The sequence below is a fragment of the Fulvivirga imtechensis AK7 genome (assembly GCF_000331535.1).
GTDB lineage: Bacteria > Bacteroidota > Bacteroidia > Cytophagales > Cyclobacteriaceae > Fulvivirga > Fulvivirga imtechensis.
Genome location: NZ_AMZN01000072.1, coordinates 80,164 through 103,302, shown reverse-complemented (window position 1 = coordinate 103,302; position 23,139 = coordinate 80,164). Strand labels below are relative to the sequence as shown.

Annotated in this window: 27 protein-coding genes; 18 read left to right on the top strand and 9 right to left on the bottom strand. The window is 41.9% G+C overall.

Translation table 11 applies throughout. The features are described from left to right. Nucleotides 1-28: 28 nt before the first annotated feature. The 13 genes from C900_RS20910 (at nt 29) to C900_RS20850 (ending at nt 10,387) form a co-directional block, all read left to right on the top strand. Nucleotides 29-814 (top strand): outer membrane lipoprotein-sorting protein, encoded by a 786-nt coding sequence (locus C900_RS20910; protein WP_157494103.1) that lies wholly within the window; start codon nt 29-31, stop codon nt 812-814. A gap of 94 nt (nt 815-908) precedes the next feature. After that, nucleotides 909-2,096, top strand: a complete 1,188-nt coding sequence (locus C900_RS20905; RefSeq protein WP_157494102.1) for a hypothetical protein — start codon at nt 909-911, stop codon at nt 2,094-2,096. A gap of 397 nt (nt 2,097-2,493) precedes the next feature. Next, nucleotides 2,494-3,579, top strand: a complete 1,086-nt coding sequence (locus C900_RS20900; RefSeq protein ID WP_040497227.1) for a zinc metalloprotease — start codon at nt 2,494-2,496, stop codon at nt 3,577-3,579. Nucleotides 3,580-4,169: 590 nt separating this feature from the next. Then, on the top strand, nt 4,170-5,096 hold the full coding sequence (locus C900_RS20895; RefSeq protein WP_040497226.1) for a hypothetical protein: 927 nt from the start codon (nt 4,170-4,172) through the stop codon (nt 5,094-5,096). Nucleotides 5,097-5,178: 82 nt separating this feature from the next. Then, nucleotides 5,179-5,820, top strand: coding sequence for a hypothetical protein (locus C900_RS20890; protein ID WP_009582197.1), 642 nt, complete (start codon nt 5,179-5,181; stop codon nt 5,818-5,820). A gap of 8 nt (nt 5,821-5,828) precedes the next feature. After that, complete coding sequence (locus C900_RS20885; RefSeq protein WP_009582196.1) at nt 5,829-6,683, top strand: RNA polymerase sigma factor; 855 nt, start codon at nt 5,829-5,831, stop codon at nt 6,681-6,683. A gap of 9 nt (nt 6,684-6,692) precedes the next feature. Further along, nucleotides 6,693-7,301 carry a Crp/Fnr family transcriptional regulator gene (locus C900_RS20880; protein ID WP_009582195.1) on the top strand — a complete coding sequence of 203 codons (609 nt, stop codon included), beginning with the start codon at nt 6,693-6,695 and terminating at the stop codon, nt 7,299-7,301. A gap of 90 nt (nt 7,302-7,391) precedes the next feature. After that, nucleotides 7,392-7,973, top strand: a complete 582-nt coding sequence (locus C900_RS20875; RefSeq protein WP_009582194.1) for a PhnA domain-containing protein — start codon at nt 7,392-7,394, stop codon at nt 7,971-7,973. A 14-nt stretch (nt 7,974-7,987) separates the two neighbouring features. After that, entirely contained in the window at nt 7,988-8,443 is a 456-nt protein-coding gene (locus C900_RS20870) for a GNAT family N-acetyltransferase (RefSeq protein WP_009582193.1), read from the top strand. 28 nt (nt 8,444-8,471) lie between these two features. After that, complete coding sequence (locus C900_RS20865; RefSeq protein ID WP_009582192.1) at nt 8,472-8,981, top strand: GNAT family N-acetyltransferase; 510 nt, start codon at nt 8,472-8,474, stop codon at nt 8,979-8,981. 179 nt (nt 8,982-9,160) lie between these two features. Continuing rightward, complete coding sequence (locus tag C900_RS20860) at nt 9,161-9,400, top strand: CBU_0592 family membrane protein (RefSeq protein ID WP_009582191.1); 240 nt, start codon at nt 9,161-9,163, stop codon at nt 9,398-9,400. A gap of 2 nt (nt 9,401-9,402) precedes the next feature. Continuing rightward, on the top strand, nt 9,403-9,807 hold the full coding sequence (locus tag C900_RS20855; protein ID WP_009582190.1) for an ACT domain-containing protein: 405 nt from the start codon (nt 9,403-9,405) through the stop codon (nt 9,805-9,807). Nucleotides 9,808-9,811: 4 nt separating this feature from the next. Further along, nucleotides 9,812-10,387: a DUF998 domain-containing protein gene (locus C900_RS20850; protein WP_083867547.1), complete on the top strand. Its 576-nt coding sequence runs from the start codon at nt 9,812-9,814 to the stop codon at nt 10,385-10,387. On the opposite strand, the gene C900_RS20845 is transcribed toward C900_RS20850, so the two are convergent. Beyond that, a complete protein-coding gene (locus C900_RS20845; protein WP_009582188.1) occupies nt 10,382-11,095 on the bottom strand; it encodes an adenylate/guanylate cyclase domain-containing protein in 714 nt (237 codons plus the stop codon). The genes C900_RS20850 and C900_RS20845 overlap by 6 nt on opposite strands. A 144-nt stretch (nt 11,096-11,239) precedes the next feature. Further along, on the bottom strand, nt 11,240-11,890 hold the full coding sequence (locus tag C900_RS20840; protein WP_009582187.1) for a 4'-phosphopantetheinyl transferase family protein: 651 nt from the start codon (nt 11,888-11,890) through the stop codon (nt 11,240-11,242). Between the two features lie 180 nt (nt 11,891-12,070). Between C900_RS20840 and C900_RS20835 the strand changes: the two genes are divergently transcribed. Together C900_RS20835 and vapC are read left to right on the top strand one after the other, a co-directional pair. Then, nucleotides 12,071-12,268 carry a type II toxin-antitoxin system VapB family antitoxin gene (locus C900_RS20835; RefSeq protein ID WP_040497223.1) on the top strand — a complete coding sequence of 66 codons (198 nt, stop codon included), beginning with the start codon at nt 12,071-12,073 and terminating at the stop codon, nt 12,266-12,268. Continuing rightward, on the top strand, nt 12,265-12,654 hold the full coding sequence (gene vapC, locus C900_RS20830; protein WP_009582185.1) for a type II toxin-antitoxin system VapC family toxin: 390 nt from the start codon (nt 12,265-12,267) through the stop codon (nt 12,652-12,654). Before C900_RS20835 ends, vapC begins: the two co-directional genes overlap by 4 nt. Before the next feature lie 30 nt (nt 12,655-12,684). Here vapC and C900_RS20825 read toward each other — a convergent pair whose 3' ends face one another. From C900_RS20825 to C900_RS20800, 6 genes are all read right to left on the bottom strand, one after another. Beyond that, on the bottom strand, nt 12,685-13,095 hold the full coding sequence (locus C900_RS20825) for a cupin domain-containing protein (protein ID WP_009582184.1): 411 nt from the start codon (nt 13,093-13,095) through the stop codon (nt 12,685-12,687). A gap of 97 nt (nt 13,096-13,192) precedes the next feature. Then, complete coding sequence (locus C900_RS20820) at nt 13,193-14,389, bottom strand: PepSY-associated TM helix domain-containing protein (RefSeq protein WP_009582183.1); 1,197 nt, start codon at nt 14,387-14,389, stop codon at nt 13,193-13,195. 3 nt (nt 14,390-14,392) lie between these two features. Further along, nucleotides 14,393-16,744: a TonB-dependent receptor gene (locus C900_RS20815; RefSeq protein WP_009582182.1), complete on the bottom strand. Its 2,352-nt coding sequence runs from the start codon at nt 16,742-16,744 to the stop codon at nt 14,393-14,395. 525 nt (nt 16,745-17,269) lie between these two features. After that, on the bottom strand, nt 17,270-17,455 hold the full coding sequence (locus tag C900_RS20810) for a pinensin family lanthipeptide (protein WP_040497211.1): 186 nt from the start codon (nt 17,453-17,455) through the stop codon (nt 17,270-17,272). 179 nt (nt 17,456-17,634) lie between these two features. After that, nucleotides 17,635-18,606 carry an SRPBCC domain-containing protein gene (locus C900_RS20805; protein ID WP_040497210.1) on the bottom strand — a complete coding sequence of 324 codons (972 nt, stop codon included), beginning with the start codon at nt 18,604-18,606 and terminating at the stop codon, nt 17,635-17,637. Continuing rightward, nucleotides 18,603-18,923 carry an ArsR/SmtB family transcription factor gene (locus C900_RS20800; protein ID WP_009582179.1) on the bottom strand — a complete coding sequence of 107 codons (321 nt, stop codon included), beginning with the start codon at nt 18,921-18,923 and terminating at the stop codon, nt 18,603-18,605. The genes C900_RS20805 and C900_RS20800 overlap by 4 nt, the downstream gene beginning before the upstream one ends. A gap of 782 nt (nt 18,924-19,705) precedes the next feature. Here C900_RS20800 and C900_RS20795 point away from each other — a divergent pair. From C900_RS20795 to C900_RS20785, 3 genes are all read left to right on the top strand, one after another. Next, nucleotides 19,706-20,149, top strand: a complete 444-nt coding sequence (locus C900_RS20795) for a DUF3237 family protein (RefSeq protein WP_040497209.1) — start codon at nt 19,706-19,708, stop codon at nt 20,147-20,149. Nucleotides 20,150-20,160: 11 nt separating this feature from the next. Next, nucleotides 20,161-20,577 (top strand): cupin domain-containing protein, encoded by a 417-nt coding sequence (locus C900_RS20790; RefSeq protein ID WP_009582177.1) that lies wholly within the window; start codon nt 20,161-20,163, stop codon nt 20,575-20,577. Nucleotides 20,578-20,750: 173 nt separating this feature from the next. Beyond that, nucleotides 20,751-21,566 (top strand): AraC family transcriptional regulator, encoded by an 816-nt coding sequence (locus C900_RS20785; protein ID WP_009582176.1) that lies wholly within the window; start codon nt 20,751-20,753, stop codon nt 21,564-21,566. A gap of 61 nt (nt 21,567-21,627) precedes the next feature. Here C900_RS20785 and C900_RS20780 read toward each other — a convergent pair whose 3' ends face one another. Next, nucleotides 21,628-23,136 carry a serine aminopeptidase domain-containing protein gene (locus tag C900_RS20780; protein ID WP_009582175.1) on the bottom strand — a complete coding sequence of 503 codons (1,509 nt, stop codon included), beginning with the start codon at nt 23,134-23,136 and terminating at the stop codon, nt 21,628-21,630. Between the last annotated feature and the right edge of the window lie 3 nt (nt 23,137-23,139).

Genomic DNA, 23,139 nt, shown 5'->3' with positions numbered 1-23,139 from the left:
AAATATGTCAAACTATAAAACTATAAAAATGAAAAAAATAGCATTAATTATAACAGTATTATGCTCTGTACCATTCATTTCACAGGGACAAACTCCCGAGCAAAAAGGCCTGGCTATTGCCGAAAAGGCTGACGAGGTCGATCGGGGGTTTGAAAGTTCACAAGTATCGTTAAAAATGATCCTGACCAACAAAAATGGTCAGGAGAGTGAGCGATTGCTGGAAAATAAAACACTGGAGTTGCACGAAGATGGTGACAAATCGCTTATCGTTTTCAACAGCCCCAGGGATGTAGAGGGTACAGCCACCCTCACCTTTACCCATAAAACAACTTCTGATGATCAGTGGCTTTATCTTCCATCGATAAAAAGGGTAAAGAGAATATCATCCGATAATAAATCGGGACCATTTATGGGTAGCGAGTTTGCCTATGAAGACCTTTCTTCTCAGGAGGTGGAAAAGTATACCTATAAGTTTATTAAGGAGGATAACCTTAATGGAGTCTCGGCTTTGGTAGTGGAACGATACCCTGTAGATCCTAAATCGGGCTATACCAGGCAGGTGGTTTGGTATAACAAGGACAACTACAGAATTGAAAAAATTGATTTCTATGACCGTAAGAATGCATTACTTAAAACCCTGGATTATAATGGCTATGAACAATACCTGGGCAAACACTGGAGAGCTTCACAAATGGTAATGGAGAACCATCAAACGGGTAAGAAAACGAGACTGATCTTTGAAAATTATGCTTTTAAAACCGGCATCAGCGATCAGGACTTTACACAAAATAGCCTGGTGAGAGCCGGTAGGTAGTATAGGAAATTGCCTAAGAAAACTGACAATTTGTAGAGAAAGCAGAGAAACCCTCTCTGCTTTCTCTGTAGTAAACTTTGAATAAATGGTATTTATGAATAGTAATAGTTTAAAACTCCTTTGTCTGATATCCATATGGCCGGCTTATGCCTGGGCGCAGGAGAAACCTTATCAGGATTTCAGCGCTGATGTGGAACTGGAAGAGCGGTTCTTTTTTAATGAGGGGTTATATGAAGGTCAGAAGCAAAATTATCTTTCTATTGCACTAAGGCCAGAATACTTTGTGGAGTGGAACAATGGCCGATCCTCATTTAAGATGTCGCTCTTTGGCAGGTACGACCAACATGATGAAAACAGAACGCATGCTGACATTAGGGAGCTGTACTGGCGGATGGTCCGAGACAACAAGGAACTATCCGTGGGGCTAAAGGAGGTTTTCTGGGGAGTAACAGAGTCTGCCCATATTGTTAACGTTATCAACCAAACGGATATAGTAGAAAGCTTTGACGGAGAAGCCAAGCTGGGGCAGCCGATGGTACATTACTCCGTAGTGAAGCCCTATGGAACGTTTGATGCCTTTGTGATGCCCTACTTCCGTACACCTACTTTTCCGGGTGAGAATGGCAGACTAAGGACACCATTTCTTATTGATGCTGATGACATTGAGTTCGAAAGTGATATGGAGGAGTTTCATCCGGACCTGGCTTTTCGATGGTCACACTTCTTTGGAGTGTTTGATATTGGCATTTCGCATTTTTATGGCACCAGCCGGCAGCCACTGATCAAAGAGGGTGAGGCTTTTGAGCTTGAATTTGCCTTAGTAAACCAGACAGGTCTTGATCTGCAGGCAACTACTGGTCCGGTATTGTGGAAGCTCGAAGCCATTTACAATAGCAACGGCATCAAAGATTACACTGCCCTGGCAGCAGGTTTTGAGTATACTTTTGGAAATGTGAGCGGCAAGGGGCTCGACATAGGGTTGCTGGGCGAGTATCTGTACGACAGCCGCGATGAGCTGGCCTTTAACAGTCTCCAGAATGATGTTTTTACCGGTGTAAGACTTGCCTTTAACGATATGAGTGACAGCCAATTGCTTGCCGGAGCCATTTTTGATCTTCACGAAGGATCACGACTGATCAGTGTTGAAGGCAGCAGGCGATTTGGTGAAACCTGGACTGTGGAGCTTGAGGGAAGGTTCTTTAAAAATGTGAGCGATAAAGAATTTGTTCATTTTATGAGGAGGGATAGCTTTTTGAGGTTGGTGGTGAGCAAGTATTTTTAATGTTAGGTTAACTCTCCAAGGGTTTCGAACCCTTGGAGGGGAGGGCATAGCATGCTTCTTTAGAAATAATAATAGTTTTCATCTTGTATGGATAAGTTCTCATTGCCATTAGCATGAGTATAGATGTGATTTATGTTTCAGTTTCTCGTGGAGTGGTGGGGTGCGGTGGTTCTGACTCTCTGTAGGGTTGATTTTTCTCATAAAAAATATATTCGTGATTTTTTATTTCGCTATCTCCAAATCATAATCCAGTTGCTTATATAACTTTATCTCGTAAAAGTGTCAATAAGTGGAATCTAATTTGGTTTATTGTATTCTTGGGAAAATTAGATTTTACCATGGCCCCCTAAAAGAAAATCCTTAAATTGCGCGAATGTTTAATTTTCAACCTATAACTATGAAGAAGTATTTATTATCTCTTGCCGTAGGAGCAGCGCTTTTTACAGCCTGTGATGACGAGCACAAGGAAATCGTGAACACCCCCAATCAAGAAATTGAAGTTGATATGAGCGATTTCTACACTTACACTTATGAGAACGAAGTAGGCAGAGTAGCTGCGGATGGAAAGCAATGTTATTCCATGAGAGTGCTCAATCGCCAACTGGATGAAAATCCTGGTTTGCACCAAAAAATGTACAACATTGAGCGCAATGTTCGAAAGTTTATCGCTTCTAAGAAGCCCGATGGCGTGGGAGGCGGAAATGGCAACGGTGGCGGTGGAGATGATGGCGGAGGTGGTAGCGACCCCGTTGATGATGGGTTGGGTGTGATCAACATCCCTGTTTATGTGCATGTTATCTATAGCAATGCTAATGAAAACATCAGCGATGCTCAGATTAATTCACAAATCAACGTTTTGAATGCTGATTACAATGCAAGCAACAACGACCTCAACAATATCCCTGCTGAATTTGCAGGAGTAGTTGGTAATGCGCAGGTAAACTTCACACTGGCCGGTGTTACCCGTAAAGCATCTTCCCGTACGTCATGGGGCACTCGTGATGAAATGAAATTTGCATCAAACGGTGGTGTTGATGTGGTGACGCCTGAAAGTGCTCTTAACATCTGGGTATGTAATATTGGCGGAGGTATCTTGGGCTATGCTCAATTTCCCGGTGGAAGTGCATCAACCGATGGCGTGGTTATTTCACCGCAATATTTCGGAACTACCGGATATGTATCAGCTCCCTTCGACAAAGGAAGGACTGCTACACACGAAGTAGGTCACTACCTGAACCTGCGTCACATCTGGGGTGACGGAAGATGCCGTCAGGATGATTTTGTAGCGGATACACCTTCATCGGATGGACCTAATTATGGTTGCCCGGCATACCCTACGGTTAACTGCAAATCGACAGATATGACCATGAATTATATGGATTATACTGACGATGCTTGCATGTACATGTTCTCCGAAGGCCAGAAAGCCCGGATGAGAGCATTGTTTGCTTCTGGTGGAGCCAGAGAAAGTATTATTCTATAAACTATTAGTCTTTCTCTTAAAAGGAGCTGTTTTCAATTATGAAGGCAGCTCTTTTTGTGTAATTATTAAAAAAGTTCCCCATGCTACATTTAAAAGTTACAGTGCTAACGTGAAATTACTCAACAATTATGCGGTTGATATACTCAAAGAAAGAAAGTGGATAGGTTGAACCCAAATGAAACTTCAGCAGGTGAAATCATCAGACTGCTCTGAGACACTGGTGTTTGAAAAGGTAAATTAAAACTGATATAAACTTTGCAAATTGACAATTAAAGAGACTATTCCAATCGGGATAGTCTCTTTTTATTCACCGGAAAAAACAGGCTAATCAATGACTTTTATCATAGAAATTCCCTTCCGAATATCCTAAATAGTGTCTCTAAGAAAACATCAATGTCTGCGTTACGCTTGTCCCAAAAATGCTCTTCCAAACAACTGTAAACAACTGTACGGGACTACCGCTTTTTGGGACTTCGTCCCGCCCTTTGGTGGGAACATTAAAGCCACTTAGAGTTTTCTTACAGACACTAAATATGACAAAGGGATTGTTCTCTGAAAGAACAAGACGGAGGTATAAAATCAAAGGGACCATGAACATCGATGAAATAATAGAATGGCTGCTGAAAGGAGACGTCTCGATTCAATATCAGACTTACAGAGACCTGTTAAATGAGGAAAGAAAAGAGCTGAAGGAACGGATTGCTCATGAAGGCTGGGGTAAGCAGTTTCTTTCCTGCCGGGGCAGCAATGGTCATTGGGGGCAGAGTTTCTATCAGCCGAAGTGGACATCCACTCATTACACCCTGCTCGACCTAAAAAATCTTTGCATAGCCAATTGCAAGCCAATCCGGCAAACAATAAAAATGATCCTTAATGAAGAGAAGGGAGCGGACGGAGGAATAAACCCTAGCAGGACTATCGGGAATAGTGATGTTTGCATCAATGGTATGGCATTGAATTACTGTTGCTATTTTGGTGCTGATGAGGCTGACCTCCAATCTATAGTGGATTTTGTTTTGTCTCAATGGATGGCGGACGGAGGCTTTAACTGTCGATCCAACAGGAGTGGAGCCAGACACAGTTCCCTCCATACCACACTATCGGTGCTGGAGGGAATTTGGGAATACGAACAGAATGGTTACACCTACCGTTTGCAAGACCTGAGGCATGCAGCAAAGGTTTCAAAAGAGTTTATACTTCTGCATAAGCTTTATAAATCAGACAAAACCGGCGAAATCATTGATAAAAAGATGCTCGCAATAACCTATCCGCCAAGATGGAGGTACGACATTTTGAGGGCTCTGGATTACTTTCAAATGGCGGGGGAACCTTATGACAAGAGAATGCAGGATGCTATTGAGGTTATAGTATCTAAACGAAATGAAGATGGTACCTGGAACCAGCAAGCCAGGCATCCCGGACAAGTGCATTTCCAAATGGAAACTGCCGGCAAGTCGAGTCGCTGGAATACATTAAGAGCATTGAAAGTACTCAGGCATTTCGGCATGGAAAAATAAAGCAAATTCGATTTTTGTCACATCATAAATTATTAGTCGTCTAAAGGGCTAACAACATAATTATTCATAATTAAAAGACGACATGATGATGTATTTGAACAGAGAATGCCCCACCGCGATGGAATTTACTTCCTTTTCAAAAGTTGCTGATGTAACGGATGAAGATTTTATTGCAACGGCCATGCAGTTTGAAGAAAATTACCTCAAAAAGCAGGTGGGTGTGGTAAGTCACTTTTTGCTAAGAAATCTAAAGGGTGAATATGCAAATTTATTATTTGCAAAGGATCGGGAAGCACTGAAAGCTGTGGAGCAGGGATTTAAAAATGACCCTTATGCCCGACACTATATGCAGCAGATAAGCGGTAGTTCAGTGACTGTGTATTATCATAGCATATTGAAAAAGAATTTTTTGGTTCCGGAACATTTCAGTTGCTTTGAGCACGGTATATTTAAGGTGAAAAAAGAGGAAAAATATTCCCAAAGGTATATTTTGGATATCTCCCAAAAACTTGAAGATCAATACCTGGACCTTCAGGATAATACGCTGGAGCATTTTATAGGTATGCTGGACGAAGATACTTATTCAGAAATAGTATTTGGAAAAACATTGGGAAAGACCAGAGAGGTGTGCTTTGGTTACCTGCAAGAGCCAATTGGTCTTGAATTAATGGATATAATGATTCCTGATACTGCCATACTGGATTTCTGGTATTTAATAGCCTGATAGCGAACGTGAAAAACAATATTGATTTTGAACTTGTAAAAGCATCCTTATCAGGTGATAAGGATGCCTTAAATACTCTTGTGGAGAAATACAATGGGTACGTGTTTAATATCTGTCTTAAAACCTTGTACAGTCATAAAGATGCACAGGATGTAAGTCAGGAGATATGGATAAAGATCATCACAAGATTAGACACCTTCCAGTTTAAAAGTGCATTTAGCACCTGGTTGTATAAGATAGCTGTTAATCACATGCTGGATATGTCAAAAAAGAGTGTTGAACAAGCTATTTCAAAAGGTTTTGCGGGTTATAAGGATAATTTGGAAGGAATTGCCAATGAAACTTTGACAGTTGAAGAAGAGGCCATACTAAAAGAAGCGTTGGAGGAAGCCAAAATTAGCTGCATGTCTGGAATGTTGATGTGCCTTGACAGGGAACAACGATTGATCTACGTGCTGGGTGATATTTTTAAAATAGATCATAAGCTGGGTAGTGAAATTTTTGCCATGAGTCCCGTTAACTATCGACAAAAACTTTCAAGAGCCAGAAAGGAGCTTTTTAACTTTATGAACAATCAATGCAGCCTGGTGAACAGGGAAAACCCTTGTACCTGTAGCAAGAAAACAAAGGGGTTTATAAAACGGGGATATGTTAATCCGGATAAATTGATATTCAATAGAAGTTTTAAGGAAAAAATTTATCACCACCAGTTGGTGCATCAGTCGGATGAACTGGATCGTATCAAAGAGGATTATCATACACAGTTATTTCGGCAGCATCCTTTTGAGGAGACTGCTCATAAGAACTTACTTGAGGAAATATTAATAAGGCCGGAGATAAAGAATATACTCAAGCTGGACTAACGGAAGATTATGAATACTTCATATTTAATCGCCCATGTGCAGAAAGTTATTGATCTGAACTCTGAGGAAAAGCACTATTTTACCTCCCTGCTAAAACCACAGCAGTTTAAGAAAAAGACATTTGTTCTTAGATCTGGTGACATCTGCAAGAGTCAAACTTTCGTTTTGGGAGGCTGCCTAAAGGTGTTTTATGCAGATAAAGATGGACTTGAGCACCTGGTTAAATTTGCCCTCGAAGGCTGGTGGGCCTTTGATATTGAAAGTTTCTTGCTGGGAAAACCAGCATTTTATGACATCCAGGCTGTTGAGGATACAATGACAATGCAACTCAACAAGGAAAATTATGACAAGCTGTTGGTCAGGGTTCCTAAGTTTGAAAAGTATTATCGCACCATGCTACAAGACTCGTATATTATGCTCCAACACCGCCTCACCCAGAATCTATACCTGGATGCAGAAGAAAAATACAGGCGATTTACAGAGAAATACCCCGGCCTGGAAACCCGCGTTGCACAGAAGGACATAGCTTCATACCTGGGTATCACACCTGAATTTTTGAGCATGCTGCGCAGAAAAAGAATACCGACACAAGTTTACCCTGACCATTCAAAAAAATAGAGAAATGACTCAGTAGATTTTTATATCTTGCGCCACGGCAGGCGTGGTGGTCCAAAGGCCAGCTTAACCTGTTGTGTAAACGATAATACAATGAATATAGAGAAAGAATTATACGATAGGAGCGGAGCAAAATGTGAGCTTTGTGAAGTCACAGAAAACCTGACTATATATGAAGTGGCTCCTGCTAAGGATGGTGGTGCCGACCAGCACATATTGGTATGCAAAACCTGCCTGGAGCAAATAGAAGATCCGGATGCAGTTGATGCCAACCATTGGCGATGCCTTAATGACAGCATGTGGAGTCAGGTGCCCGCAGTGCAGGTGGTGGCATGGAGGATGCTTAACAGGTTGCGCGGTGAGGGTTGGCCGGTAGAACTGCTGGATATGCTGTACCTGGATGAGGAAACCCTTGCCTGGGCCAAAGCTACCGGAGAAGGAACTAATCAGGATGAAGCTCTCAGACATATTGATAGTAACGGAGCTCTGTTGCAAGCCGGAGATACTGTGGTGCTGATCAAAGACCTGAACGTAAAGGGTGCAAATTTTACTGCCAAGCGAGGTACAGCGGTGCGTGGCATTTCCTTAGTTGTGGATAATCCTGAGCAAATAGAGGGGAAGGTAAACGGGCAACAGATTGTGATCCTTACAAAATTCGTTAAGAAGTCAAGCTAAAAAACGAATGGCGAATGGTACATCTCGAAAAATGTGATTCTCATAATGTAGATTTTATTAAGCTGGTAGGGCTTCTCGATAAGGATCTCGCTGAAAGAGACGGTGACGAACATGCTTTTTATGCTCAATTTAACAAGATTGATAAACTACGGTATGTAGTGTTAGCATACGATGGTGACCGGGCAGTAGGGTGTGGGGCTATCAAGCCTCTTGACAATACAGCCATGGAAGTGAAAAGGATGTACGTACTGCCTGAGCAGCGTGGAAAAAAAATAGCCTCTGCAATTTTAGGAGAATTAGAGGCTTGGGCAGCCGAGTTGGGATACAATAAGTGCGTGCTCGAAACAGGCAAAAAACAGCCTGAAGCAATAGCATTATATCTAAGGAATAGATACAGAGAAATTCCCAATTATGGTCAATATGAAGGTGTGGAAAACAGTGTTTGTTTTGAGAAGTTAATAAGTGAGTGATCCTTTCTCTTACAACCATATAACTTCTATGAAACCAACATTAGAAACAAAAAGATTAAAATTAATCCCCTTTGAATTAAATGACCTGGAGATGCTCCATGAAACTTTTACAGACAGTTTTGTGCGAAGATACCTTTGGGATAATGAGATAATTGGTATCGAACAGACCCGTGAAATCCTAACAACGAATGAAGAACTGTTTGAAAGCAATCATTGGGGGCTGTGGAAAATAATAGTAAAAGAGAATAATACATTTGCGGGTTTTGCGGGATTATGGGTATTCTTCGGGGAAGACCAACCTCAATTGTTGTATGGTCTTAGGCCTGAAATGACAGGAAAGGGCTATGCAACAGAAGCCTCCTCCTCCGTTATTGATTATGCTTTCAATAGGTTAGAATTCAACTATTTGATTGCGGCATGCGATGCTCCTCATTACACCTCCAGAAAAGTGTGCGAAAGACTACAGATGAAGCTGGTGGAGGAAAGAGAGGTAAATGGTAAGATGACCACCTTTTATCGTATTGACGATCATGGTTGATATTTTAACACTGCAACGACAGTTTTGGATTCGTAGTTCGAACATTCAAATAATAGTAGTTTAGTCACTTTTGTGATTCCGGCATGAAACATATTATTAATTTGAGACACATGCTGGTAGTGGCCATATGCCTTCTTTTGTATTGAATACATTTTTTCTGTTTTCAAAAAACAACGAACATGACAGCAATTGATTGGGTAGGATCCCTTGGTGTTTTTCTTATATTAATGGCGTATTTTTTAAATGTCAGTGGCAGACTCTCGAATAGAGCATTGGCTTATATTCTGCTCAACTTATGTGGCGCTGCCCTGGCGTGCCTGGCCTCTGCATTGTTGGAATATATACCATTTATTATTTTAGAAGGAGCCTGGGTATTGGTATCAACTCATTCACTGTTAACTTACTTAAAACGTAGCTGAAAATGGCTGGAGAAACCGATTTGGTAAAACTTGTTAAGGGTATGAAACCTCAATTGAACGCAGGTGAATATGTATTTTCACTGGTGGATACCATGAAAAATATTCCACCGGATGATGTACTCTGTTTATTCAGAGAAAAAGAGGGTATAACCGTTATTCTCGAACGAGAAGAGGCTGATCTATTAAACTTAAAGTACGATTATGTCGCTTCATGGATTACATTAATGGTGCATTCTTCTCTTGAGGCAGTAGGTCTCACAGCAGTTTTTTCTTCCGAATTGGCAAAACATCATATCAGTTGTAATGTGGTGGCGGGATATTATCACGATCATATTTTTGTTGATAAAAAACAAGAACAGCAGGCCATCGAAGTCTTAGTGGAGCTAACGAAGAAATTTGAAGGTTAGAGCCATGAGAAATAGCGTTAAATTACTGCTAATGGTATACTGCCTGATGCTGGGCGTTATTTTTATACTTCCTTTTTTCAGTACTGAAAATTATTCCATTTGGAGAAACACTACCAGCCATCTTGGAGCACAATATGCCCCAAATGCCGGGATAATGAACGCCACCTTTGTCATGCTTGGCGCGAGCAGTATGCTTGCTGGCTGGAATTTTTTTAGGGGATATGGCTTTCACCAGGTTGTATTGGTTGTTTTTGGGGCGTCATTAACTATGACAGGATTTTTTAGACATGCCCCGATTGATCAGAACGAGGTTTATAATATCAGAGAAGACGAATTACATTCCATTTTTGCCTCACTGACCGGTTTTGCTTTTACCACACTCGCTATTTCAATAGCTTTTATTGTACATGCGAAAGACAGGGTTGCAGCTATTGTCATTGCCATTGTCGCCCCTTCTCTATCTCTTCTAATATTCTATGTTGAAGATTTGATGGGTATATGGCAGAGAATGATATTCGTTATATCATTTGCCTGGTTAATATACCTCTTTAACAAAAACAAAATACAAAATCCCTTATGACTGATCGTATGACTTGCCGATTAAATGTAATTTGAAAGGATTTGCAACCCCTTTTAATTTCACCTCAGCCATAGCACTCTCTTCAGGAGGAGATTTCAAAAGATCAAAGACAGTAGAAGAAACAATAAAATTGTTGTTGAGTTCTTTTGTTGCGGCTTCCAATCGGGCTGCAATATTAACAGGATAACCCATCACAATCAGATGATCTTTGCCATTTAGCAGAATAGTGCCTGTGGCTACCTTTCCGGCATGTAAGCCAATACCTGCTTCAATTTTGTGATTAAGCTTCTTTTCAAACGATCTCTCGTTTAACAACTCAAGTGTATCTAAAATGGAATTACCAGCCTTCACAGCGGAATTAACTGCCTCTTCTATTCTGCGGTCAAACCCAAAGGCAGCATAAAAGCCATCACCGGATGTTTCAATGATCTGCCCATGGTTAATACGGATGATATTTTGAAAGGTAGAAAATAGCTTCCTGACAACATAAATAACATCAGCCGCTACATGACTTTCCACGAAAGGCGTGAAATTTCTGAGATCAAGGAAAAACAAAGCCATCTCCTTTTCTTCTTCAGTTTCCTGTTTCCACAGGTTTCTCTGGAGGGTATCTACCGGCCGAGTCTTTCTGCTTCTTCTTAATTTTCTCTTTAAGTCCATTTGCAGTGACTGTGACAGGCTGTTGTTGAAAAGTGGTAGCTGCTTCATAACGCGTAATTTTAAGTCTTTTTACAAAGTAACAACCGACTTGTGACAACCCTATGTCAGTAAGAAATTGTGGATAGAAAAATTTTATTCAAGTGTCATGCGAAGGAAAATGTTAAGGCTTTTATATAAGACATGCCGGGAAGATCAATGTAGTTCGGAGGAGTTAAGCCGCAGCGGAATCAGTTGGACATCCATGTCTTTTTCTGTCGCCAGTGCCATCTTGTATCCGGGGAAAATATCGAAGTAACGGACATAACTGATTTGATTATCCATTTTTACCAGATTATTTGTCACTTCAATTGTTCTCAGATCGTTGCTCAATCCTCTGCCGTCTCTTTTTATAAAAGCCTCTTTGGCACACCAATGCTGGTAGAATGCCTCCAGAGGGTCGCTTGAGTGGTTAATAGCATTCCATTCAAGTGTTGTAAAGTATGATGAAAAATCTTCGAATCCTATTGGCCTCACTTCTTCAATATCAACCCCCGGCACATCTTCATTCGACACAGCGCATACCACATGCTTTCCGGAGTGGGAGATATTAAATGCAGGAGTATTGGCTAAACAGGGTTTCCCATAGTCGTCACGGTACATTTCTTTTAATGAAATATCAGGAAAGCCGGCCTGTTTAAATGCCTCAAGAAGTAGTATTTTACCGGCAAGGCTGGCATGGGCATCCTGCCATCTCAGGTATCGGAGGATCTTTTCTTGTTCCGGTAATGACAGCTTGATCAGGTGGTGATTAAAGACATCAATAGATAGAGGTTGATCTAATGTTGTATAGGTGATAAATGTCATAGTTAGCGTGTCCTGACTAAAAATAAAGAAATTTGCAGTAGATATTTCTGGTTTAGTTAATGTCCCCCCCTATGCGGTGCTATCTGGTCATTTCAAAATATTTATGCGACCAATTTAACACTATTTAAGTTACGATATGTGTATGATTTTTAATATTTTTGTGTATAAATAATTATGAAAATGTACAAAAGGACAAATATAGAACTAGACATTGATCTAATAAAAAAGGCCATGGAATTGACAAACCTCAGTACGATTAAAGACGTTGTCAATTTTTCATTGAAGGAATTAATAAGAACGAGTAAAAGGAAAAAACTGCTCAAGTTTAAAGGAAAGGTTGATTGGGAAGGTGATCTGGATGAAATGCGATCTATATGACCGGGCCAATTATTGCTGATACCAGTGTATGGATAGGTTTTTTTAAAGGGATTGAAAGTGAAGCGGTAACCGTACTTGTTGATTATATCGAAAATGATAAGGATATTTATTTGTGTCCTGCCATTGTTCAGGAAGTATTGCAAGGTATTCGAAATGACAAGCAATACCGGGAAATTAAAAACTATCTACTTGCCTTCAATATTCTTAATGATGATGGATTGGAGATGGCCATTTCTGCCGCTAATCTATACAGGGCATTAAGGAAAAAAGGGGTTACCATTCGTAAAAGTAATGATTGTCTTATAGCGCAATATGCCATAAAACACTCGCTTGCAATATTGCATAAGGATAGAGATTTTGACCTTATTATTAATAATCATAAGTAGAGATCAGACTCCATTCGGTACAGTAGCTAATTATTCGGTTTCATTCTTTGCAAACCATTTAACAATAGCTGGCATTTGCCTTTCAAATCCACCGGGAATGAAGACGTTCAGGAGCCCCGTTCTTTGGTCTGTGTTATTGGCAAAGTCATGCATGGTATTGGCGGGAATGAGGAAAAAGGATCCTTTTTGTGCCTCAATCCATTCGTCTCCCATGAGCATTGATGCTGTACCTTCCAGTACGTAAAATATCTCATCATTGCTTTCATGCAGATGGGCTCCGGGACCAGTTGTGTGAGGGTCAAGCCACCATTCTGAGACCGAATATTGGGCCTGGGTTTCTTCTTCATCGGCCTTAAAGATAGCTTGCATACTTCCCATGGTATATTTGCGTCCACTACCCGGAGGGAGGAATACCCTGGCCTTAGTACTTTTATTTTCCATGACTAACTTGTTTAGTAGAAATTTGTACTTGAAGTTAGTACGGCTGGCACTGTGTGAATTGTACAAATTCGACATTTGCCTGTCGGCATCTGAATTTTCAGATGCCGACAGGTTCTTCAACGCGTACTTTCACCCTTGGCATAGCCTGTTTTTTCCTTCCTTTTTTAGTCCGGTTGGTTCCTTTTTCCTTCTTCTTTTTATTTCTGCGGCCCAGCCAGATGATAGTTCCTGTTACAGGCAAGCTGGCAACCAGCAAACTGGCAAAAAAAGCCAGTATCTTTCCCGGGAGGCCGAGAATAGCGCCTACATGTATATCGTAATTCATACGCATGAGTTTATCAGCGAAGTCCGCCTCATGGAGTCTGCTCCATATATGGTGCACAGGGATTTCTTCAAAAGTATACTGATCATAATAGATATAGTCCATTTTCCAGTAGGTAGAAGCGTCCGTATTCACTTCAGCGAGCACGGGCGACTGATCAGTTACTGGGAAATGCATTTCTATAGACTCGGCATGAGAATACTCCTGTTTTACCCTTTCCCAAACCATATCTACCGGATTGTCAACCGCTGTAGAGCGAGGGCTACTTTTTGAAGCAGGTTCCTGGTATACCAATGATCTTTCTCCACCGGTGACAGCATATATACTATTTTTGAACCATTCAAAACCCCAGACAAGACCCGTCAGCGCCAAAATGACGGCTATCCAGGACACGTAAAATCCCAAAACATTGTGGAGATCGAAGTTTTTCCGCCTCCAGCGAGCGTTCCATTTGATCTTAAAACTCTTTTTCGTGCTTTTTTTATTTCTGGGCCACCATAGAAAGATACCGGTGATCAACATAACCACAAAAATTAATGTAGATGAAGCCACTACGATTTGGCCCACTTTATGAGGTAGCCATAGATAAAAATGACCATCCAGGATAATCCTGAAAAAACCACTCAACTCGTCTTTAACCTTCAGTACTTCTCCGGTATATTGGTTGACATACACAAAGTCATAATACTCATTGGCTTTAAAGTAAATGACTTTAGCTGCTCTTTCGGGACCTTCATATAGTACACCGTGGACATACTTGCCGGGAAGCACAGCATCGGCAATCTCACGAATTTTTGAAGGAGGAAGGAAAGGTTGATTCTGTGCTTCTACAAAACGATATGACTGTGTCAGGTCCTGTATCTCTTCCTGAAATGCATAAATACATCCGGTTACAGCAACGATAAACACCACCGGCCCGGAGGTAAGTCCGAGCCAGAGGTGTAGTTTGCCAATAGCTTTTTTAACTGTCATAGACTAAAATTTATAAGCCAGGTTCACTCGAAAATTGGTTCCGGGCTCTGTTTGCCAGTAGTAGTAGGTAGCATAAGCGCTGCCTGAGTACAGGTATTCGTTAAGTAGATTGTTGACGTTTATCGCTATATTAAAATCATCGTTTTGCCACGAAACAGCTCCGTCCAGTCGAAAATAGTCAGGTAGTACCGATTCGTTGTCTGCCCCCCAGTTCCATGATGACCTGTCTACCTGGTATTGATAGCCAAGGGAAACACCCAAACCATTAAAAATATTGTCGGGAAGCCTGTAGTGCAGCCAACCGTTAGTTATATGTCGGGAGTGGCCGGCTACACGCGTGCCAATCAGCGCTTCATTGGTATCTTCAGTTACTTCCACATTGGTATTGGCGTAGTTAAGTACTACCTGAAGGCCTTTTACAACTTCACCCTGAACATCAAATTCAAAGCCTTTTGACTGAACCTGGCCCAGTTGTATCGAAAAGTTCGGATTTTCTGGATCTCCCGTCAGCACATTGTCCTTAGTGATCTGATATACTGCCAAAGTGGAGTTCCATCTGCCATCAAACCAGCTCCTCTTTATTCCTGCTTCTAAATTTTTGGCTTTTACAGGTTCAAATGCTTCGCCATCGAAGCTGGCACCGGCTTGAGGAATGAAAGATTGGTCATATAAACCATATACAGAAGTGTTTTTTGCAACGGAGATACTTAAACCAACCCTTGGTGTCAATACGTCATCATCGGTTGATTGCCCATAGGTCCATCCACTGTAGGCGGTATATCTTAAAGCAAGGCTCAAACGCACTTTATTATCAAAAAGAGAGAGTTCATCCTGTGCATAAAGCGATGAATATCTTTGACCTGATATAGCAGGATAGCTGCCATAGGCCCTTTTTCTGATACTTCGCGATCTGTCAAAAACAGGAATCGAATCGGAGGGTACACCGTGCTGCGGGTTATAAACATTGAAAGGTACGCTGCCGGCGAGAGGTCCCCCCTGGAACCAGTCTGCGAAGTAATCTTTATGGCCAATATCAACGCCGGCAAGGATTTCGTGAGCTATCGAACCGGTTTTAACCTCTCCGTTTACAAATACCTGTCCCAGCTTTGATTCATTTAATGCATCCCATACGCCAATGCCGCGGATGATATCACCGTTTGGTTCCACACTTTCCGGCCACAGAGAGCTGCCAACCTGATTGTAGTTGAGGTATCCCAACTGCGCAGTTACAGCCCACTGGCTGCTGAGCTGATGATTTAAAGTAACAAATATATTATGCTCATTGATGTCTGTAGGATCTATGTTTGGTTCAGCTAAAGTAAAATCTCTGGGCAGGTCTCCGAAACCAGTAGGAGAAAATACATAAGCCGCGCCCACCACCGACATTTTTGAATATTGATAGATGTATTCCGCACTCACTGACGTCTTATCGCTCACTTCATAGCGAAGGGAAGGAGCAACGGTGTATCGATGATTAAATTCATAACCTCTGTGACTCCCTTTTGTAGAACCCATCAGGTTCAAACGGTACAGCAGTTTACCATCTTCCTCAAAAGCTCCACCAACGTCAACAGTGCTGCGCAGGGTGTTAAAGCTGCCCATCATTAAAGTCACCTCCTTTTGCTGATATCTGGAAGGTTTTTTGGTGACCACGTTGTAAAGTCCACCCGGCTCACCTGATGATAACATAAATCCGGCAGGGCCCTTTACAAATTCAATGCGTTCAACAATAGCCATATCTTCGGTAAGTGGTCCCCACGGCATTTCTACATTCATGCCATTACGAAAGGCTGGTATCTTAAAGCCGCGCATATTGATCCTGGCGAAATTACCCCAGTGCTCTATCATCTGTACCCCACTCACATTTCGGGATACGGTCTCCAGCATATCTATCGACTGCTGGTCTTCAATTACCTCCTGAGGTATCACCTGGATGTTTTGAGGTATTTCAACAAGTGGAGTGTTAATACGCAGGGTTTTTGAAGGTATATCTGTTGTATAACTATTGCTCTGAGCACCATATACGATTACTTCCCGCAGCCTCTCATAATTTTCTTCCAATACCACTTGTGATACAGAGGTGGTTTGCCCGGCTGTAACAGTTATTTGTAGTTCCTGGGTTTTAAGTCCTACGAATGAAGCGATTAAGGTATACGTGCCTTCCTTTACATTTTTGATCTCATAATACCCTTCATTGTTTGTAGAAGCGCCTTTGGTGGTTCCCTTCAGCCCTATATTCACATAAGCTGCGGGCTTGCCGTCTGAAGTTTTGACTGAGCCAATTATATTACCTGTTTGGGTGTATGCATAGTGGCAGAAAATAAACGTCAGCAGTAACAGTAGATATTTTTTCATTGGTTAGTAATTGTATTTATTTAGACTAATTATAAATAGTTGGCAAACATAGAATTGGAACCCGGTTTCCGCAAGCATTATTTAGAATGATTTTAAATAATTTTATAAAAGGGGGAACTTTTATATTTGGGAGGCGTGATAAAGCTATGGGAGTCGTCAGTCCTCTGTGATGTACCCGGGTCTTGTAAAAACATACATTTTATCAAAAGGGGAATCCCTTATTTATCAGGGGTCAGCCGATAAGGAGCGGACGTTCAAGTGTCTCCCAATTTACCGAAATCGTAGCGGAAGATAGTCATGGTTGTTTTTGGGGCTGATGCCTGTGCTGCTGTCGAAAATAAGTTGCGTTTCCGAAATAGCAGCAAGACACGGGGTTTGCACATGTTTTATGTTCAGCAAAGCTTTTAAGAAGCAAACCGGAGTAAGTTTTGTGAGCTCTGGCTGTCGGCCTGAACTTGTCATGAAACAAAAAAGGCCGCTGAATAAGTATTCAACAGCCTTTAAGGTTTTAAATCCTCCAACAAATTAAGGCTCCATTGGACAAAGACAGTATGAAATGTTTGAGCAACCAGCAGAGCAGATATTTACACTTTCACATATAATAAAAGATCCGCGTCCACCACCTTTTACAGTCTCTTCGTTTCCAGTGTCAAATGAAGTTACAAAGCTCTCCAAGCGAAGATTTTCCAAATCCATTTTTTTCTTTTTCATATTCCATTTTTTAGTTGGTACTGTTCCAAAGGTAGTGGAGCTAAGTTTTTAATGGTATTACTGCAAAACGGGAGATCACAAAATGGTTGAATTCCGTTATTGTTGCATTGTGTGCCTCCAAACTTAGCTTTTTGCTCCTCGCCCTTCGCCCTCTGCTCCCCGCTCTCCGCCCTTCGCTCTCAGCTCTCAGCCTTTTGATAGTGTAGCATCCAGTTAATACCATACTTGTCCCTAAAAGCAGCGAAATAAGCTCCCCAGAACATATCTGCCAAAGGCATTTCAATTTTACCACCCTCTGAGAGTGCTTTAAAGAGCCGCTCGGTTTCCTCTCTGGATTCGGGTTCCACATTGATGTGCATATTGTTGCCGTGTATCATTTTAAAGCCCATGCTTTCAGGAGAGTCGGTAGCCATTAGCACATGCCCACCCATGATGGTTAGTTCAGCATGAATGATAAGTTTTTTATCTTCATTGCTCATTGGGGGCATGTCTGCTGGCATTTCAATATCGCCAAACCTTCGTAGGCCAACGCCCGTGAATTCTCCGTTAAATACCTCTTTATAGAATAGGAATGCCTCTTCCGTCTTGCCAGGGAAGTTGAGGTAGGAGGTCACCCTTGGCTTATTGTTGATTTTATTTTCCTTGCGAAGCCTGAATTGTGTACTCAAATAATGATCAAGGTTCTCCAGCCCTGCTGTGAATCCTTCTTTAAAGCCCATCTCAATGATCTTTTCCAGATCAGAGAGCTTGTCGTAACTGATGGTAATGTTAACAGTCGTTGTATCATCTGTTTTGGTGAATCTATTTTTCCACAGAGACCTGGGATGGCTATTATCAACATTGCCATTTTCATCACAGAAGGCATCAAGAGCCGAGAAACTGTTCAATGGTTTTATGCTTTTGTAATCCGCTTTACACCAATGTTCCTCTCCTTCGGGTCCTACCATAGCATACAGCCAGTGGCCGCCCTCTCTAAAATCCATGGTTTTTGTTCTTGTTTGCCACGGTTTAGGCGCCCACCACTGGTCCAGCAGGTCACTTTCCGTCCATGCCGCCCACACCATATCAAGTGGTGCGTCAAATTCCCTTTCTACTTTTATGGTATTGTTCTCTTTGTCGACAACAAAGTTCATTAGAAGTGTCTTATTCATTTTTTCTGCATTTTTAGTTTATGTAATACATCATCAAGTTGGTTAAAGCGCTTCTCCAGGAGACCTTTGAATTGACGGACCCATTGTTCAACCTCTTGCATCTTATCAGCATTGATATGATAATAAATTTCCCGGCCCTGCTGCTCCTGCTCAAGCAATTCACACTCGGTAAGAATGCGTATATGTTTAGAAACCGCCTGGCGGCTACTATCAAAATGCTCAGCAACGGCATTGGGAGTCATGGCCTGTACGGCAATCAGGCATAGGATCGCACGTCTGGTAGGATCTGCGATAGCCTGAAATACATCTCTTCTCATAATGGTAATAATATGCAACTAATTGGTAGCAAATATAAAGGCAACTGATCAGTTGCGCAATAGTTGATTCAAAATCTTTTTATTTACACGACCAAAAGAAGTTAGTACTTTCCTGCCGGGAGGGGCCATGCTACTTACTTAGTTAGTGTCTCTAAGAAAACGCCAATGTCTGCGTTATGCTTGTTGCAAAATGCTCATTTACCTCAGTAACGCTCCGCTTTTTGGTACTTCATTTCTTAAAGCCACATAGAGTTTTCTTACAAACACTGGTTAAGGTCGTCCCGAGGAAAACAACAACTTTCAGTTGATTTTATGGATAATGACATTCCATCATTAACCACAGAGGAGCAACAGAAATCACAAACCCCCACGTCATCCTGGAATTTTCGTAGAGCAACGGAGAAAATATTCAGGATCCCCTTGACCCGGTGGCAGAGGCTGAAATTCAGTCACTGCCAGTAGCGAGGAGATCCCGGATCTTCACTGCGTTACGTCCCGGATGACGGTAGTGGGAATTGAATAATCGCCTGACTATCACTATGTGTAAAACTTGTCATGGGTATGAATGAAGGAACTTGCTTAGACAGCTAAAATCTCTGAGTATGATGCCTTCAAGGTCGGCATGATAATTTTTTTATTGAAGTCAGTCCTTTACTGCAACTTCCACTTGCCCACTGCCTACTTTCTTTACCTCCTGCCTGCCCACAATGTCGTTCTGTTACAATTTTTAGGATGGTCATACCCCGAGATTTGTCTCATCATTTAACTAAAAATAAAACACAATGACACAAGAAATCATGAATGAAAGCGCCCTTCTTTTTGAAGAGGAGGTACGGTTGACAAATGTAAAAGAGTATGGGTTTAGCTGGGAGCGCTTTGCCTCAGGTAAAGAACCAATTCCCGCTGAAGGACTTCGGTTTGATATTCACTTTGAAGGAGATGTAAGCGGAGATCTGGTAGCGGGAACGATCAAAGGGGTGGATTACCTCACCGTAAGGGCGGATGGCCGCCTTTTCCTTCAACTTTACGCAGCTATTACCACCAATGACGGTGCCGTGATAAGCGTCACCGAAAGTGGTATTAACGACAATGGCCACCTGAGGTTAAACATGGACTTCCATGCTAATGATGACCGCTACAGGTGGCTCAACCATAAGCATGTGTGGGGCTTAGGTACGGTTAATTTTGAAACAGGAGAAGTAAAAATCAAAGGTTATCACCGTTAAAACCAGGAAACATGACAACAGTAAATTTAAATCAAATAGAACTTACGGAGTTCATAGGGAAAAATGATCAGAAGCAGCACTGCAAAGCCACCTTCCCACTTATTGGAGCACACGGCTCCATAGAGCTGGCAACGGTTTATTTCGAAATAGAACCGGGCGATAATCTGGGGATGCATACGGATTCGGCTGAGGAGCTTCTGGTTATCCTTGAGGGAGAATTTGAAGCCACAATCGGTAAAAGCATTTCAAAAGTGGTCAAAGGAGGTATAGCGCTTGTGCCCAAAATGGTGCCACACGACCTGAAGAACATCGGAAATACCACAGCAAAGGTATTAGGAGTATTCGGTGGCGCCAATAACATTTTAGCAACCTTTGACAAAGAGTGGCTCCCTACACATTCCAATGTTGTGGATACTTCACAACTGTAGGACCTGCCAGTTCTCCTGTGGTTTTAAATTTAAGAACCTTGAGAGGGCAGCAGAAGTCACCAGCTTCTCTGTCCCTTTCTAAAAAGTAACATGAGCGTTGGTTTTGCGTATGTTAAAGCATCTCCTCTTCATTTTGTATCGGGAACCGTTGAATATATAGAAAACTAAGTTATTTGAATACATTATTTTCAGAGTATCCACCAGCGGAAAAGTTGCGCCTCTTTATCCAGTCCTATTGGACCGGTGACTTTAATATCAACAGGGAAGCATCTTTTTCACAGTCGGTGGTTCCGAACGGTTGTGTTGAGCTGATCATTCACCTGTCTGATTTTCACTGTTCCTTAAACAAGCGGGTATGGTGTAAGTCACCGGATTTTACCCTTCTTGGTGTATTTACCAAACCATACGAAGTGAAATTCTCTGAAAATGTACAGGTGTTTGGGATCCGGTTCTATCCCGATGGGATCCAAAATGTTTTTGGTGTACCCCCCTCAGTATTTTTTGCTACATATGAAGATAGTGTGGATGTATTGGGCAAGAGTGTGCAACGCTTTTGCACGCGCATTCGGGAGTTGCAGAGTGTCAATGCACAGCTTCAGTTTGCCAACGAATTCTTGACAGACCAGTTAGGCCGCCATTTTCTGGCCCATGACTACACCCATCAGGCGATGAGTCTGATAAGAAAGGTGGCGGGTGAACCCGACTATCAACTACTAAAGTATCAGATACCTATCAGCGACAGGCAACTACAGAGAGAATTCAAAAACAGGTATGGCATTACCATAAGTGATTACATGCGGCTGTCACGAATGAATGCTATCCAAAAGTATATGGACTCCTCAGGAAGTGCTAACCTGACTCAGTTATCTTATGACCTGAACTTCTTTGACCAGTCGCATTTTATTCGCGAGTTTAAAACCTATGTAGGTATTACACCCGGGAAGTTCTCCAGGATCAGAGATCGCTTTATAGTAAACCCGGCTCATTAAATACGAAGTCTGCCCCGAAAAACCGGGGCAGGAATATTGTCTGAGGTTTAAGAATGGTTGTTTACTTCATAAACCTGATGTTATCGATCACCACATGGCCGCTTTTATGATCAGGATCTAAAAAACGAAAAATCACAGCTTCCAACTTATCGGTGTCGATCTGAAACGCAGTCAACGGTATCAGGTATGTTCGCATGTGAGTTTTTGTAGTAGCCAAAAATTGAAACGGATAGTTGAGTGGCTCTTTATGATGCTCAATCTGCTGATAGTAGGCTTTATTATCGGTATTTCTTATGCCCACATAAAAGTTAATACCATTATTGACAGGATCCTCGTACATCTGACTAACGTCAAAGGCGAGGTACTTATAATTGGCCGTCCACTGGTAATCAGGGTGTATAGAAAGTTGCAGGTAAGGATTTACTCCCAGTGCGGCAGTATTCCATTCCACTTCAAGAAAGCCAGTATTATGAGGGCTATGTTGATCGAATAGATAGCTGGTGCGCACGTACCGCTTAATATTTGCACTGGATATGTTCGGGGCGCCATTTTCGAAATCATTGATGATTAATGAACTACCTTCCCGGTGTAGTTGAATGATCTCTGCGCCCTCAAAACCGAGGTAGTTCCAGTCAGCGGGCTTCTCCTGGTTTTTAAAATATTTATTATACTGCCACTGTCCTTTCAAATGTTGGAGTAAGAAAGCATTTACATAGGCCAGACAAAACTTGTAATCCTGGTAATAATGTCCGTATTTACTGACAAACAATGCATCTTTGGAAAAAGTTGAATTCTTAATCGAGAACAGATCATAATCCAATACCCCTGTTTTCATGGGTTTATTCACTACTTTATTGCCTCCGTTAGCGGATGGGTCCTGATCATCAGAAACATTAATTGTCAGCAAATGATTGGTATGTTCTGAAATATCAAGTCCCTCTACATAATCATTGAATGCGGGAGATAACAGTACTACTGATTTAAGGTTGAGTTGTTGGATCTCTGCTGTTGGCAATACCGCCCTGACTGTTCCTCCGCCAGAACTATGGCCTACCAGGGCAATGTCTGCAGTCAGGTGATTTTTCACCACCGATTGAGTATAGGTGTATAGCAAATGTTTTGTGAACCGCTCAACTCCTGTCTGGCCGGCAACGTTGTTTCTGTTGTAAGCCATTACAGCAAACCCCCAACTGGCCAGGTGGCTAAGTAAATTTTTGTATTTGGTGTAGTTATAGCCAGGGCCGGTAGCGTGAACAAATACCACCAGGGGAAGGCCTCCGCTTTTTACAGCACAGCTACTTTCAGTTTCTGATGGATAGTAGATGATGCCTTTTCCACCATCATCGCCAGGGTCGCTGGGCCGGTATAAACTATACTCTTGCGTGCACACTTTATAAGGGCCGGTTTTTCCGGGGTCAGGAACAAAGCCGGATGGGTCGAATATGACTGTAGAATTGGTGATGATCTCATCCGTTGTAGACCTTTTCACTTCGTCAAGGTCCAGAGGGTCATTACATGCGTAAAAAAATGTGGCCACTGCTAACAGTGCTATGATCTTTTTTATGCCCATTGT